Consider the following 13,920-nt stretch of genomic DNA (forward strand, 5'->3'; position numbering starts at 1 on the left):
CATGGAGCAATCGATCGATGCTCTCCGTGGGTTTTCGTGCCGCCGATCGATCCAGTCGCGGCACGTCCGTTCGGACCAGCCCAGGCAGCACGACAGAGCGCCCTCACCCGAATGGATGAGGGCGCTCTGGTGGGAGTCGCCGGAGCCGAAAGGAGAAGGCCGTTTCGGCCGGATCAGACCGAGATCAGCCGGTAGTCAGCGTCAGGCCGTACTCGGAGAGGATCGGGTTGAGGGGCTGGAAGAAGGTCGTCCCGCCGAGGGAGCAGTTGCCGGAACCACCGGAAGTGACGCCCTGCGCCTCGGTGCCGCTCAGCCACGAGCCGCCCGAGTCGCCGCCCTCGGCACACGCGCTGGTCTGGGTGAGACCCGCGACGGTGCCCTGCGGGTAGCTGACGCTCTGGCCCTTGCCCTCGATCTCGCCGCACTGCCAGCCGGTGGTGGAGCCGGAACGGCAGACCGACGCGCCGACGGCGGCCTCGGACGAGCCGGTCACCGTGACGGTGCCGCCCTCGTAGTCGTTGACCAGCGGGGTGGGCGTCCAGTTGGAGTTCGTCTCGACCCAGCCCATGTCCGCGCCGGGGAAGGTCGAGCCCGCGACGGTGCCCAGTGGGCTGTTGTCGCTGCCCTGCGTCGCCGTGCCCACGGTGCCACAGTGGCCTGCGGTGACGTATCCGCCCTCGACCGAGAAGCCGATCGAGCAGCGGCTGCCGCCGAAGTAGTAGGGGTCGCCGCCGATGATGTCGGCGAGTGGAACAGGGGAGCCCGCCTCCTCCGCGATCGTCACGGCGTCGCTCAGCGCGCTCGCTTCGGCCACGAAGGCCTCGGTGGCCGCGTCGATGGCCGAGGAGTCGAGGGTGACGACCACGCTGTTGTCCGCGGGGTCGACGCCCCAGGAGTTCACGCCTGCGGGCACGTCGAGAGCGTCGATCTGAGCCTTGATCGCGTCCAGCTCGCTCGCGCTGAACTCGACCACGGTGGGAACCGCGCCCGCCGCTCGCACCGCGTCGGCCGAGGCGGCGTCGGTCACGCCGACCACGAGCTTCCCGAGCTCCGCGTCGAACACCGCCCCGCCGAAGGTCGTGCCGAGCGTGCCGCGCAAGGTGGACTCGGCGGTGACCGCCACGGCCTCCTGAGCGATTCTCGCGGTCGCCTGCGCCTCGGTGAGTCCGAGATCGCGCTGCATGGCGGCCAGCATCTCCGGGGCCGCCGTGGTCTGGGGAGCCGAGCCGTCCGTGTCCGAGGCGGGGTCTGCCACCGCGGGGAAGGACAGCCCGACGGCGGTTCCCGCCGCGAGGACCATCGCTCCGGTAACGCGAGCCGCGAATCTGCGATTCATCAGTTGTCTCCTCGTGGATACGAGTGCTGGGACAACCCCGCGGGCAGGGACTCTGGCAGGGGCCTGCCCGCGGGAACTTCTCGACGTGAAGGCCGACCGCGTCGCGTGTCGGCCGATCTCCCCGTCCTGTCTCGACGTCCGGTTCGGACTGCCTCGTCAGGGTCTTCGAGACCGGGTCGACGCGCTCAACGAGCCCGCCGCCTGAGCGAATTTCTCAGACCATTTCGGGTGAACCGTCACCCGTTAGGGGTGAAGTTATGGCCCCGTAACCTCCTGGTGAAAGCCGCCATTCGGGGGAACAGGGCGATCTTTGGCGTCCATTTGACGTACAGGGAGTGATCTACCCCCCGGTAGATTCACGGAAGGTGACGGCCGGTCGCCCGCTGTTGTTGCCTGGCAACCTATGGGCTGACGCAGTCCGTCAGAAGTAGACGTACCAATCCCGCTCGTCGTCGGTGCCCGCGCGCGAGCCGCGCCGAAGGAATGATCGCCTCGGACGAGGCGTCGCCGAGGGGAGCGCGACGTCCCCCGGAACCGGTCGAGACGAACGTCACGTCGATCGCGGCCGCCCGGTGTGACCCCCCGGCGCGTCCGCGTCTGCTCAGTCGCGCCTGCTGCCCGGCAGCGGCGGGTTCAGCCTGGCGACGAACTTGTACCGATCACCCCGGTACAGCGAACGGACCCACTCGACCGGCTCGCCGGTGGTGTCGAAGGAGTGCCGAGACAGCAGCAGCATTGGCAGTCCGATGTCGGAGCCGAGCAGCTCGGCCTCCTCGGGGCTGGCCAGCGCCGTCTCGATCGTCTCCTCGGCGTGCCCGAGCTCGACGCCGAACCGCTCGCGCAGCACCTCGTAGAGCGACCCGCCGTTGGCGATGTGCCTGCGCAGTCCCCGGAACCTGCCGAGCGCGAGGTGGGTCGTCTCGATGGCCATCGGCTCCCCGTCGGCCAGCCGCAGCCTGCGCAGCCGCAGGACCTTGGCGCCCGCCTTCACGTCGAGCAGCCTGGCCAGCTCGGTCTCGGCGGGCAGCTCGTCGGACTCCAGCATCCGTGAGGCGGGCTGTCGTCCCTGCGCCCGCATGTCCTCGGTGTACGACGAGAGTTGCAGCCGCTGTGCCACCTTCGGCTCGGCGGCGAAGGTGCCCTTGCCCTGCACCCGGAGCAGCCGCCCCTCCACGGTCAGCTCGGCGAGCGCCTGCCGGACGGTCGTCCGTGACACGTCGAAGTCGGCCGCCAGCGATCGTTCGGTGGGAATCGGGGTCCCCGGCGGCATGGAGCGCAGCAGGTCGAGCAGGTGGCGTTTCAGGCCCCAGTACTTGGGCTCCCGTTGGACGCGGACCGGCGATCCGCCTCCGCCGCCTGCGGGCGTGGTACCGAGCATGGCCTCCTCCTCGCTGTGAACCGCATGTTCATATCGCATGTTGCATCTCCATGATGCGGTTCTCCCCGAGTACGACCAGATCACGTCCCGCTTCGTGGTGTGCCGGACGACAGCATGCCTGTGCTGTGATGACGGTCAGTCTGCCGCACGCTCCGGCCGGGGGTCGCATGATCCACGGCGCGCGGACGCCGCTCGCCTCGGCACCGTCTCGGCGGGCCGAGCGAGCCGAGCGCCGACGTGGCGGTCGTCGGATCGCCCGGTGTCGCGTCGTCTCCGGGCGGGCGCCGTGCGTGCGGAGCGTGGGTCGGGCGCAGAACCCGTGGTCGGGGGCCACGGGCGACCACGGAGTTCCCCGCCGCCGGGTCGCCCTATTGCAACGTCTTCGGCAACGGTCTTGACATGCCTTGTGACGCCACCCACCCTCGTCACATTGGTCTACACCACTGTTGGTGGTTCTCGGATCTACTGGGTCGCCCGCGATGTCGTCGGGCGGAAGGGCGGACACACATGAAGCGCTGGACGACGATGGCGGCGGGGGCGGCCTCGGTGGCCCTGCTCGCCACCGGCTGCGCAGGCACGGGCGGCGGCTCGAATGACGGCGACGCGGAGACACTCACGGTCTGGACGATGGACGGCTCGCTCAGCGACGAGCACGCCGCCGCCCTGCACGCTCAGTTCGAGGACGAGCACGGCGTCGAGATTGAGCACGTCGTTCAGCAGTGGAACGGCATCCAGGACCTGCTCACCACCGCGCTCGCGAGCAACAACCCGCCGGACGTGATCGAACTCGGCAACACCCAGAACCCGGCGTACTCCGCCGAGGGCGTCTTACTGGACCTGAGCGACTGGAAGGCCGATCTGGCCGGGGATCAGTGGCTGGAGGGTCTCGCCGTCTCCGGCGAGTACGAGGACGCCGTCTACGGCGTGCCGCTGCTGGCCGCGAACCGGGTCGTCGCCTACCGGACCGACCTGTTCGAGCAGGCCGGGGTCGAGCCGCCGACCTCCTGGGACGAGTGGATCACCGCCATCGAGACCCTGGAGGACGTCCACGGCGACGACAGCGCATTCCAGTCGCTCTACCTGCCCGGCCAGTCCTGGTACGCCCTGCTCTCGCTGATCTGGGACAACGGCGGCGAGATCGCGACCGAGGCCGACGGAACCTGGACCGGCACGCTCGACTCCCCGGAGGCGATGGCCGGGATCGAGGCCTACCGCGAACTCGTGGAGACCTCCGACACGACGGCCGCGATGGACACCGACGAGGCCGAGCCCCAGCAGTTCGAGGTCTTCGCGGGCGGGCAGGCAGCTCAGATGATCGCCCTGCCGTGGGAGGTCGCCAGCGCGATCGAGGCAGCTCCGGAGCTTGCCGAGAACGTGTCGGCCTTCCCGATCCCCTCGATCGACGGCGGACCCGCCCCGGTGTTCCTCGGCGGTCAGAACCTGGCCGTCCCGGCAGGCACGAACAGCCCCGAGCTCGCCAAGTCCTACCTGGAGATGTTCACCAGCCCCGACTACCAGACGATGCTCGCCGAGGCAGGCGCGGTGCCCGGCGCCTCCACCGACACCAGCCCGCTGGAGAGCAACCCGACCACCGCCGCGATGGCCGAGGCCTCGGCACAGGGCCGCGCCGTCCCCGCCTCGCCCAACTGGGCCGCCGTCGAGGTGCAGAACCCGCTCAAGACGATGCTCACCGCCTACCTGACGGACACCGCGTCGCTAGAGGACGCGGCGGCCGATGCCTCCGCGGCGTTGACCGAGACGCTGAACGACTGAATCACCTGCGATGACGACAACCATGATCGAGCCGGCGGCCGAGACCCGAACTCCGCGCCGCCGGCTCGAACGGCTGATGCCCTATCTGCTGCTCGCGCCCGCACTGGTCACGCTGATCGTCCTGCTCGGCTATCCGGCGGTGTCGGTGCTGACGACGAGCTTCCGCGAACTCGGCCGGGGCGAGCTGGTGCGCGGCGAGGTCGTCTGGACCGGCTTCGACAACTACGTCGAGGTGCTGGGCGACTCTGAATTCTGGCTGATCACGCTGCGCACGGTGCTCTTCACCGGCACCTGCGTGCTCCTGACCATCGGCCTCGCGCTGCTGCTCGCCCTGCTGATGCGGCGACTGCCCAGCGGCGTGCGGCTCCTGCTCCAGGTCTCGCTGCTGCTCGCCTGGGCGATGCCGCAGCTCTCCGCGACCACCGTCTTCCAGTGGATCTTCGATCAGAACTACGGGATTCTGAACAAGACGCTGGTGGCGATCGGGCTGGACGGCTTCGAGCGCTACTCCTGGTTCACCACCGGGCTGTCCACCATGGCGATCATCGCCACGCTGATCGTCTGGCAGGCCGTGCCCTTCGTGGCGATGACGCTCTATGCGGCGCTGGTCGGCATCCCGCAGGACCAGTACGAGTCGGCCGGGCTCGACGGAGCGAGCGCCTGGCAGACGTTCCGCAATGTGACGCTGCCGCCGCTGGCGCCGATGCTGGCGCTGGTCACGTTCATGTCGATCCTCTGGGACTTCAAGGTGTTCGCGCAGGTGTGGGCCTTCCGCCAGGGCGGCCCGAACGGCGGGAGCACCACGTTGCCGGTACTCCAGTACGTCGAGGGCATCGCCAGAGGCAACTTCGGCGTCGCCGCCGCCATCAGCGTTCTCATGGTGATCGTGTTGATGGCGATCAGTGCCCAGTACCTCCGACTGCTGCTGCGTTCCCAGGGAAGTGAGCAATGAAGCCCCGCAAGGCCACCAGGACCTGGCTGTCCGTCCTGGCCGTGGTGATCGCGGTCGTCTATCTGTTCCCCGTCTACTGGATGGTGAGCAGCTCGGTGAAGCCCGCCGGGCAGATCACCTCGCTCGAGTACGACCTGATCCCTCGGGGATTCACCCTCGACCACTACGTCACGGTGCTCGCCGAGTCGGACTTCCTGATCTATCTGCGCAACAGCGTGATCGTGACGCTCTCCGCGGTGTTCCTGGCGGTGATCGTCGGACTCTTCGCCGCCCTGGCGCTGTCGCGGTTCCGGTTTCGGGGCCGCAAGGGCTTCGTCCTGATGGTGCTGATCGTGCAGATGGCGCCGTTCGAGGCCCTGTTGATCCCGATGTTCCTGTTCATGCGGGACACCAACCTGCTCGACACGCTGCCCGCGTTGATCCTCGTCTACTGGGTGATCACCATGCCCTTCACCCTGTGGACGCTGCGGAACTTCGTCAACGGCATCCCGATCGAGCTGGAGGAGGCGGCCATGGTGGACGGCTGCGGCCGGTTCCAGGCGTTCTGGAAGGTGACGTTCCCGCTGCTGGGCCCCGGCCTGGTGGCCTGCTCGGTGTTCGCGTTCATCACCGCGTGGAACGAGTTCCTCTACGCCCTGGTCCTGATGCCCAGCGGCAGCGGCCAGACCCTCCCGATCTTCCTTCAGTCGTTCCAGTCCGTCTTCGGAACCGACTGGGGCGCCACCATGGCGACCTCGACGCTGTTCATGCTGCCGGTGGTCGCGTTCTTCGCGATCGTGCAGCGCAACCTGGTCTCCGGCGTGACCGCCGGTGCCGTGAAGGGATGACGCCGTGAGCGACGCCGAACTCCGGCGACTGATCAAGGGCGTGCTGCTGCCCGGCTTCCTGGGCAGCGGCCCGCCGCCGGACTGGGTGCGGGCGTGGCTGGACGCCGGCCTGGGCGGGGTGGTGCTGTTCGGCCGCAACATCGTCGACGACGAGCAGGTCGCGTCCCTCACCGAGGCGCTGCGCGACGAACGCGAGGACGTCGTGATCGGCATCGACGAAGAGGGCGGCGATGTCACGCGGCTGGACGCGGGCACGGGTTCGACCGTGCCGGGCAGTCTCGCACTCGGCGCCGCCGCCGACGTCGAGCTGACCCGCGCGGTCGCCGAGTCTATGGGCAGGCGGCTGGCCGACTGCGGGGTGACGGTGGACTTCGCGCCCAGCGCGGACCTGCTCTCCCCCGCGGGCGATCCGGTGATCGGCGTGCGGTCTTTCGGGTCCGACCCGGCGGCGGCCGCCGCGCAGGTGACCGCCTTCGTCGAGGGCCTCCAGGCCGCCGGGGTCGCCGCCTGCCTCAAGCACTTCCCCGGCCACGGCGCGGCCGAGTCCGACTCGCACCATGCCCTTCCCGTGCTGCCCCGCACCGAGCAGGAGATGTACGCGCGGGATCTGGTGCCCTTCCAGGCGGGCATCCGGGCCGGGGCTCGGGCGGTGATGACCGGGCACCTCGTGGTGACGGACTGGGGACCGGAGCCCGCGACCCTCAACCCGCGAGTGCTGGGCGGGGTGCTGCGGACCGAACTCGGGTTCGACGGGCCGATCATCACCGACGCCCTGGAGATGGCGGCGATCTCCGGGCACAGTCCGGACGCGATCGCCCTGGACTCGCTGGTGCCCGAGGGCATCGGCCGGGGTGCGGTGCTGGCCCTGGCGGCCGGGGCCGACGGGCTGTGCCTCGGCGGCGAGCTGGCCGACGAGAGCGTCGCGCTCGCCGCCCAGGAAGCGGTGGTCGCCTCGGTCAAGGCGGGCATCCTCACGGAGGAACGCATCGCGGAGTCGGTGACCCGGCTGGCCACGATCGGCCTGGCCGCGCCGCGCGGTGGATCGCGCAGCGGCGCCCGGATCGCAGACGACGTCGGCCTGATCGCCGCCCGCCGGGCACTGCGGGTCAGCGGCGATCTCCGACTCGCCTGCCCGCCGCTGGTCGTGGACCTGGCCGTGGCGCCGACCATCGCCGTCGGCGACGTCCCGTGGGGCCTCGGACCGGTGCTGCGGGAGACGCAGGGGGCGGCCTCCGACGTCCGCGTCCTGCGACTCGTCGAATCCGACCCCGAGCGGGTGATCGCGGCGGCGGCGGGCGGCCCGGTGGTCGTCACGACCCGAGACGCTGCGCACCACCCTTGGGTTCGCGAACTGATCGGGCGACTGGTCGACGCCGGGGTGGAGCTGGTACACGTCGAGACGGGAGCGCCGGGACCGTCGCTCGGCGAGTTCCCCCGGATCGACTCGCACGGCGGTTCGCTGGTCTGCCTGCGTGCCGTCGCCGAACTGCTGGTCGACGCCCAGGCGTCGCCGAAGGGATCGTCATGACCGACTCGCCTGCGGGCACCCACACCGCCGCCGAGATCGCCGAGCAGCCTGCCGTGTTCGCCCGCCTCCTCGCCGCCAGGGCCGCGACCTCGGAGGTCGCCTCGGTGATCGCCCGGCGGCGTCCCCGGTTCGCGCTGCTGGCGGCTCGCGGGTCCAGCGACCACGCGGCGTTGTACGCGAAGTACCTGATCGAGGTGCTGCTGGAACTGCCTGCGGGCCTGGTCTCGCCGTCGACCACCACCCTCTACGGGGCCCGACCCGACCTCAGCGACGTCCTGCTGATCACGGTGAGCCAGAGCGGCGGCTCGCCGGACCTCGTCGAGGTCACGGAGCGGGCCCGCGCTCAGGGCGCGTTGACGGTCGCCGTCACCAACACCGCGGAGTCCGACCTGAGCGGCGTCGCCGAGCTGGCGGTGGACATCCAGGCAGGCCGGGAGGTCGCCGTGGCGGCCACCAAGACCTACAGCGCGACACTGCTGGCGCTGTACCTGCTGGTGGACGCGGTGCGCGGCGGCACGGGCGAAGAAGCCGCCGCGCTGCCCGACCTGGCCGCCGCGACGCTGGCGGACTCGGCGGACCCGGTGGCCGAGGCGGTCCGGCGCTGGCGTTTCGTCGATCGCGTCGTGACCACGGGCCGGGGCTTCTCCTCGGCGACGGCGGCCGAGGCGGCCCTGAAGCTGGCGGAGACGAGCTATCTGTCGGCGCGGTCCTACAGCGGTGCCGATCTGTTGCACGGGCCGGTCGCCGCCGTCGACGAGGAGACTGCGGTGCTCGCCGTCGCGGGCGAGGGAGCGGGCGGCCGGGCCACCTCGGCTGTGATGGAGGTCGTGGGATCTCGTGGCGCCGACGTGGTGGCGGTCGGATCGGCCGCTCACACACTGGCCGCCTCGGTGCATGTCGGCGTACCGGCGACGGCGGAGGAGGTCGCGCCGATCATCGAGGTGCTGCCGGTGCAGCGGCTGGCGCTCGGCCTGTCGGTGGCCCGAGGCTTCGACCCCGACCGGCCGCGCGGCTTGAACAAGGTCACGAAGACGCGCTGACCCGGCGCGGCGGTGGCCGATCACGGGCCTGCCCGCGTCCGACGGCGGTGTGTCGCCGAGGCGCGGGCCGCTGCGCCTGCCTGCTTGCCTGCCCCTGCGTCAGCGAGGCCCGCCGACCGCGTGATCGGCGGGCCCGGCGGACGCGGCGGGAGGAGGACGTGGGTCGGGCCGGACGCACCCCGGTTCCTGTCGTCACCGAGGCAGGATCGCCGTACGCCTGCACCGCCCGCGATCACCGCCTGCCGCCGCTCGCCGCTCCTCGCCTGCACTGCCGACCGGTGTGCCGAGGCCGTCCTCCACCGGCGTCGTGACGAGTCCGCCCGATCGACGTCCGCAGGACATCGCTGTCGGCGGCACGGCCTGCGGTGCGCCGTCGGCACAGCGCTGCGGCTGACCTCGGCCGGCAGGCTGCCGATCCTGGCCCGTCGGTTCGCGCCGGTCCGGCCGATCTGGCGCGCCGGGGCCGCCCGGTCGACCGCCCCGCAGGAATCGCTCACGCGAGTCCGGAGGTCGTTCCGTCTCGACCCGGCCGGTGCCTGCGGCGCGGGTGTTCGCGTGGACGTCGCCTGCCTCGGCGCCGTCGGTGTCGATGATCTCCGCGTTGCCTGCCTCGGCGTTGAGGAGATCGGCATTGACGAGATCGGTGTCGCCGAGACCGGGCAGGCTCGGCCGATCGTCGCCCGACCCGGCGCAGACAGGCCCACCGCCTGCGCCGGACTCCGGGACGTGGTCTTGGTCTGTGGCGGGCCCGCTCGCCTGCGGTCCCTCGGTGAACAGCGCAGAGGTCGAGTGCAGGCCGGGATCGCCGCTGTCGGCGTCGAGCTGGTCCAGGAACGGACGGAGGTTCCGAGTGAGATGACGGTGGATGTCGCGCAGCTCGTGGGAGCGGAGTCCGCTCAATGCGGCGCGGAGTCGGGCGGCGATGTCGTCGGGCGGTGTCATGCGCGCGGGTCTGTCCGCGCGAGGATCATCAACGGAGAGCCTCCACCAGATCACGTTGGGTGATCACCATGGTGCCCCGCGAACCCGGCCCGGCGTCAAGGAAGATCGCCCGACCGACTGACGTTTCCGGCGGTCTGCGCTGCCGTGTGCCGACCGGGAGCATCCGTCGCCGCCCTCGTGGGAGTGCGAGGAGTCACGCGGCGCCCGCCTTCGTCACCGGCCCCGTCATTTGGGCGGCGGCCCCCCGACGACGACCGCCGAGGACCGAGGGCGCAACTCCGGGGCACCATGGCCCGGACGCCGACGAAAGGTGTAGCCCACTCCACTGTGCCGGGCGCAAGCCGAGGTCAGACTGATCAGCGTCACTCGAGCCACAAGGAGATGAACCTCGTGCGGGAACGGCTTGCCCAGGTGGGACGCGCCACCAGATACTCCCTGGCCACCATCGTCTCCTTTCCGATCGCGTTAGCGCTCTTCTGCCTGCTCATGGTGAGCGCGGCGCTGATCCCCGTCGGAATCGGCATCGTCACCACGCCGCTGCTTCTCTCGGCGACGCGGGCGGTCAGTAACGGGGAGCGTCGCCGGGCGGGTGCCCACGCCGGTCGACCGGTGACCACGAGGCCGCTGGATTCAACAGGCACGGGACTCACGGCCTTCCGTCAGGCGTTGAGCGATCCGCTGATCTTCCGGGACTTCGCCTGGCTGTTCGTCCGGTTCACCGCAGGCTTCATCCTCAGCGTCACCGCCCTGATGTTCCTGCTGATGCCGGTCATGGTCCTGAGTCTGATCCCGACCTGGCACCTCTTCAGCCCGCCCCCCACCGTCCTGGGCATCCCGATCATCGGCTGGTGGCAGGCGGTCATCTTCCTGCCGATCCAGGCGCTCGTCCTCACGCTGCTGGTGCCCTTCGTCGTGCCGTGGCTGGCGGGCGTGCAGGTTCGGCTCGATCTCGTCCTCCTGTCCTCGGCGACCCGGCGGGAACTCGCCGATCGGGTGGAGAACCTGACGGAGACCCGCGAGAGCGCTCTGCTGGCCCACGGCGCGGAACTGCGGCGCATCGAGCGCGACCTGCACGACGGCACCCAGGCCCGGTTGGTGAACATCGCTCTGCGGCTCGGCATCGCGGAGCGGACCTTCGCCGACGACCCGGCGGCAGCAGTGAAGCTGATGCAGCAGGCCAGGGACGGTGCCGAGGAGGCGATGACCGAGCTGCGGGACGTAGTGCGCGCGATCTACCCGCCGATCCTGGCCGACCGGGGTCTGCCGGGGGCGCTCAGCGCGTTGGCGGCCCGCTGCACGGTGCCCACGACCTTAGACGTGGCAGACGTCGCAGGCGATACACCCGGCACAGGCGTGGGGGACCTCGCCGATGTAGAGCTGGCCGCTGCCGAGTCGGCGCTCGGCCGGATTCCCGCCGCCGTGGAGGCCGCCGCCTACTTCGTGGTCGCCGAGGCACTCACCAACGTCGGCAAGCACAGCGGCGCGCAACTCGTCACGGTGTGGGTGCGGCGCGTCGGCGACGCCCTCTACGTGGCGATCAGCGACGACGGCCGGGGCGGCATCGACGAGACGGCGGGCACCGGGGTCGCGGGCATCCGTCGTCGGGTGGCGGCCCTGGACGGCGCCGTGACGGTGGAGAGCCCCCGTGGCGGCCCGAGCACCATCACCGTGGAGCTGCCGTGCGGGTCGTGATCGCCGAGGACAACGTGCTGCTCGCCGAGGGGCTGAACCTGCTGCTGAGCTCGGCGGGTTTCGAGGTCGCCGCGACGGTGTCGGATGCGCCGAGCTTCCTGGCCGCCGTGGCCGAGCATCGGCCCGACGTCACCGTGGTCGACGTGCGGCTGCCGCCGACCTTCCGCGACGAGGGCATCCAGGCGGCGCTCGCCGCCCGCCGGGCGGGTCCGGGCCTGCCGGTGCTGGTGCTCTCGCAGTACGTGGAGCGCACCTACGCGCGGGAGCTGCTCCGGGACGGTCGGGGCGGGGTCGGCTACCTGCTCAAAGATCGGGTCAGCCGGGTCGAGACCTTCCTGGACGCGCTGCGCCGGGTCGCGGACGGCGGCACGGCGATGGACCCGGAGGTCGTCGCGCAGCTGCTGGTCCGGCGGGACGGCGACCCGGTGGACACCCTGACGCCGTGCGAGCTGGCGGTGCTGCGGCTGATGGCGCAGGGCCGGGACAATGCGGCCATCGCCGCCACACTCGTCGTCACCGAGCGGGCCGTGCACAAACACATCGGCAACATCTTCCAGAAGCTCGGCCTCACCCCCGACGAGAGCGGACACCGCCGGGTCCTCGCCGTCCTGCGCTACCTCGGGGGCGACCGGGATCAGCCCGCGCCGGGTGTTCCCGGCAGGTGAGGAGCACTGCGCCTGCGTCCTCAGGGGCTCGATCGGACCGGCCTGCGGTGCAGGCCGGTCAGTCCACCGGGTGCGTCGTGTAGCCGTAGTGGCAGGGGCCGACCGGATGGCCGATCGGGAGCAGCTCGCCGGGCAGCGGCGGGATGTCGACGGCCGCCCAGTCGGGGAGATCGTCGGGATCGACGGTCACCGCGCCGAGATCGGTGACGCGCACCTGCTCCCCGTCGACGTAGGTCGCCATCGTGAAGCCTGCGAGTCCGCCGTACCGCTCGAACCAGTGGCCGCAGGCCCAGCGCAGCTCGTCCGGGTCCGTGACGACCAGCTGTTCGAGGTGGCCGGTCGAGCTGTGACCCGCGTCGTTCTCGACGAGGTAGTAGCTGTACCCGATCGTCGACGGGTCCGGCTGCTCGCCCTCGATCACCTCGTCGAGCAGCGCCGTGCCCGCCTCGGCGGCCGGGTCGGACGAGTCGACGGCCAGCACCCCGGCGTACAGCTCGCGCACCTCGGCGATGCGGCGGTCCACCGCCTCCTCGGCCGAGTCGGAGTCAAAGGACGGCTCGCCGTTCAGCATGGCCGTGATCTGCTGGACCAGTTCGCTCGCGAGCAGCGTGGCGGCGATCGTGTCGTCGGGCCGCCGCGCCAGCGCGATGCGCAGCCACAGCTCGCCGGGCCAGCGGTCGTCGGCGCTGTCGCCGTCGTCGAGGGTGGGCTGGAGGCACAGCAGCCTGCCCAGCTCCCGCGCGGCCTCCTGATCGCCGTGCTCGGCGTCCCCGCGCAGTGCGTCCATCGTCTTGTCGATGCTCGTCATCACCGGCCACGCTACCGGGTGACCAGCGGTGGTCGTCGCAGTCGGAGAGGAGACCACGGCCTACCGGGCGGCGGAGCGTCGCGACCTCGGCGGATCGAGCCCCCGGAGGCCCGTGTTCGACGAGTCGGGGCCCGGACCGGGAGGTCAGCCGAGGAAGCCGCCGAGGAGTGTCCCGATCAGCACCGCGACCGCGCCGACCAGCAGGTTGAGCCCGATGTTGGCCGCCGCGAGGAACCGGTGACCCTGCTCGGCGAGTGCCACCGTCTGCGCGGCGAACGTCGAGTAGGTGGTGAGGGCACCGCAGAACCCGATGCCGAGTACGGCGCCGTTCGTCGCGGTGGTGCTCAGTGCCCCGATCAGGGTGAGCAGCAGGGTGCCGACGCCGTTGACGATCAGGGTCGGCCAGGCCACCCCGGGCCGGTCGGCGGGCAGCAGGACGTGCACGAGATGTCGGAGCACCGCGCCCGCCGCCCCGGCCAGCGCCACCAGCAGCACGGTCATCGAGCCCGGACCATGCGCAGCCCGACTGCCCGGCCCGCGACGGTGGCCGCCACGGCGGCGACGAGCGTGCCGACGAGAGAGAGCAGCGCCGTGCCGGTGTGCCCTGCGACGATGAGTCCCTGGACGTCGACCGCGTAGGCGGAGAAGGTCGTGAAGCCGCCGAGCACTCCGGTGCCGAGGAAGGGCCGCCACAGCCGATGTCGATCCTCGGCGGCCAGCACGGCGGTCAGCACGCCGATGAGCAGGCAACCGAGCACGTTGACGCCGAGGGTGCCGACGGGGAGTCCGCCGCCGACGGGCTCCGCGAGCAGGCCGACCCCGTAGCGCGCCAGGGTGCCCAGCGCCCCGCCCGCCGCCACCGCTGCGAACACGGAGGGACCGCCGAGATCACGCATGATCCCTCGACTCTAGCGGCGGCGTCGGCAGGGGGCCTGCTCGTCCGGGCCGTCGGCGGCTCGCCGACCAGCGCGGATGAGCC

Annotated in this window: 13 protein-coding genes; 7 read left to right on the forward strand and 6 right to left on the reverse strand. The window is 71.2% G+C overall.

The window, feature by feature from the left end; all coding sequences use genetic code 11:
* Positions 1-184: 184 nt before the first annotated feature.
* Both UA75_RS01945 and UA75_RS01950 read right to left on the reverse strand, forming a co-directional pair.
* Positions 185-1,336 carry a S1 family peptidase gene (locus UA75_RS01945; protein ID WP_075738355.1) on the reverse strand — a complete coding sequence of 384 codons (1,152 nt, stop codon included), beginning with the start codon at positions 1,334-1,336 and terminating at the stop codon, positions 185-187.
* A 601-nt stretch (positions 1,337-1,937) separates the two neighbouring features.
* Positions 1,938-2,714 carry a GntR family transcriptional regulator gene (locus UA75_RS01950; RefSeq protein ID WP_075743304.1) on the reverse strand — a complete coding sequence of 259 codons (777 nt, stop codon included), beginning with the start codon at positions 2,712-2,714 and terminating at the stop codon, positions 1,938-1,940.
* Positions 2,715-3,221: 507 nt separating this feature from the next.
* Here UA75_RS01950 and UA75_RS01955 point away from each other — a divergent pair.
* The 5 genes from UA75_RS01955 to UA75_RS01975 are packed head-to-tail and all read left to right on the forward strand — an operon-like array spanning position 3,222 to position 8,834.
* Positions 3,222-4,487: an extracellular solute-binding protein gene (locus UA75_RS01955; RefSeq protein ID WP_075738357.1), complete on the forward strand. Its 1,266-nt coding sequence runs from the start codon at positions 3,222-3,224 to the stop codon at positions 4,485-4,487.
* Positions 4,488-4,497: 10 nt separating this feature from the next.
* A complete protein-coding gene (locus UA75_RS01960) occupies positions 4,498-5,439 on the forward strand; it encodes a carbohydrate ABC transporter permease (protein WP_075738359.1) in 942 nt (313 codons plus the stop codon).
* Complete coding sequence (locus UA75_RS01965) at positions 5,436-6,266, forward strand: carbohydrate ABC transporter permease (RefSeq protein ID WP_075738361.1); 831 nt, start codon at positions 5,436-5,438, stop codon at positions 6,264-6,266. The genes UA75_RS01960 and UA75_RS01965 overlap by 4 nt, the downstream gene beginning before the upstream one ends.
* 4 nt (positions 6,267-6,270) lie before the next feature.
* Positions 6,271-7,794: a glycoside hydrolase family 3 N-terminal domain-containing protein gene (locus UA75_RS01970; protein ID WP_075738363.1), complete on the forward strand. Its 1,524-nt coding sequence runs from the start codon at positions 6,271-6,273 to the stop codon at positions 7,792-7,794.
* Positions 7,791-8,834: an SIS domain-containing protein gene (locus tag UA75_RS01975; RefSeq protein WP_075738365.1), complete on the forward strand. Its 1,044-nt coding sequence runs from the start codon at positions 7,791-7,793 to the stop codon at positions 8,832-8,834. The genes UA75_RS01970 and UA75_RS01975 overlap by 4 nt, the downstream gene beginning before the upstream one ends.
* Before the next feature lie 192 nt (positions 8,835-9,026).
* On the opposite strand, the gene UA75_RS01980 is transcribed toward UA75_RS01975, so the two are convergent.
* Entirely contained in the window at positions 9,027-9,776 is a 750-nt protein-coding gene (locus UA75_RS01980; protein WP_075738367.1) for a hypothetical protein, read from the reverse strand.
* A gap of 381 nt (positions 9,777-10,157) precedes the next feature.
* Between UA75_RS01980 and UA75_RS01985 the strand changes: the two genes are divergently transcribed.
* Together UA75_RS01985 and UA75_RS01990 are read left to right on the forward strand one after the other, a co-directional pair.
* A complete protein-coding gene (locus tag UA75_RS01985; RefSeq protein ID WP_075738369.1) occupies positions 10,158-11,468 on the forward strand; it encodes a sensor histidine kinase in 1,311 nt (436 codons plus the stop codon).
* The gene (locus tag UA75_RS01990; protein WP_075738371.1) at positions 11,456-12,133 is read left to right on the forward strand and encodes a response regulator transcription factor; all 678 of its coding nucleotides are present in this window, start codon (positions 11,456-11,458) and stop codon (positions 12,131-12,133) included. Before UA75_RS01985 ends, UA75_RS01990 begins: the two co-directional genes overlap by 13 nt.
* A gap of 58 nt (positions 12,134-12,191) precedes the next feature.
* On the opposite strand, the gene UA75_RS01995 is transcribed toward UA75_RS01990, so the two are convergent.
* The 3 genes from UA75_RS01995 to crcB all read right to left on the reverse strand — a co-directional run bounded on the left by UA75_RS01995 (position 12,192) and on the right by crcB (position 13,837).
* Positions 12,192-12,941: a hypothetical protein gene (locus UA75_RS01995; RefSeq protein WP_083682855.1), complete on the reverse strand. Its 750-nt coding sequence runs from the start codon at positions 12,939-12,941 to the stop codon at positions 12,192-12,194.
* A 144-nt stretch (positions 12,942-13,085) separates the two neighbouring features.
* Positions 13,086-13,442, reverse strand: coding sequence for a fluoride efflux transporter FluC (locus UA75_RS02000; protein ID WP_075738373.1), 357 nt, complete (start codon positions 13,440-13,442; stop codon positions 13,086-13,088).
* Entirely contained in the window at positions 13,439-13,837 is a 399-nt protein-coding gene (crcB, locus tag UA75_RS02005) for a fluoride efflux transporter CrcB (protein ID WP_075738375.1), read from the reverse strand. Before crcB ends, UA75_RS02000 begins: the two co-directional genes overlap by 4 nt.
* Positions 13,838-13,920: the final 83 nt, after the last annotated feature.

The sequence above is a fragment of the Actinoalloteichus sp. GBA129-24 genome (genome assembly GCF_001941645.1).
Classification (GTDB): Bacteria; Actinomycetota; Actinomycetes; order Mycobacteriales; family Pseudonocardiaceae; genus Actinoalloteichus_A; species Actinoalloteichus_A fjordicus.

Bases quoted from the DNA above. Each gene is read 5' to 3' on its own strand.
- UA75_RS01980 (WP_075738367.1), bottom strand. From the start codon at position 9,776: ATGACACCGCCCGACGACATCGCCGCCCGACTCCGCGCCGCATTGAGC.
- UA75_RS01985 (WP_075738369.1), top strand. From the start codon at position 10,158: ATGAACCTCGTGCGGGAACGGCTTGCCCAGGTGGGACGCGCCACCAGA.
- UA75_RS01975 (WP_075738365.1), top strand. From the start codon at position 7,791: ATGACCGACTCGCCTGCGGGCACCCACACCGCCGCCGAGATCGCCGAG.
- UA75_RS01995 (WP_083682855.1), bottom strand. From the start codon at position 12,941: ATGACGAGCATCGACAAGACGATGGACGCACTGCGCGGGGACGCCGAG.
- crcB (WP_075738375.1), bottom strand. From the start codon at position 13,837: ATGCGTGATCTCGGCGGTCCCTCCGTGTTCGCAGCGGTGGCGGCGGGC.
- UA75_RS01960 (WP_075738359.1), top strand. From the start codon at position 4,498: ATGACGACAACCATGATCGAGCCGGCGGCCGAGACCCGAACTCCGCGC.
- UA75_RS01955 (WP_075738357.1), top strand. From the start codon at position 3,222: ATGAAGCGCTGGACGACGATGGCGGCGGGGGCGGCCTCGGTGGCCCTG.
- UA75_RS02000 (WP_075738373.1), bottom strand. From the start codon at position 13,442: ATGACCGTGCTGCTGGTGGCGCTGGCCGGGGCGGCGGGCGCGGTGCTC.
- UA75_RS01965 (WP_075738361.1), top strand. From the start codon at position 5,436: ATGAAGCCCCGCAAGGCCACCAGGACCTGGCTGTCCGTCCTGGCCGTG.
- UA75_RS01950 (WP_075743304.1), bottom strand. From the start codon at position 2,714: ATGCTCGGTACCACGCCCGCAGGCGGCGGAGGCGGATCGCCGGTCCGC.
- UA75_RS01945 (WP_075738355.1), bottom strand. From the start codon at position 1,336: ATGAATCGCAGATTCGCGGCTCGCGTTACCGGAGCGATGGTCCTCGCG.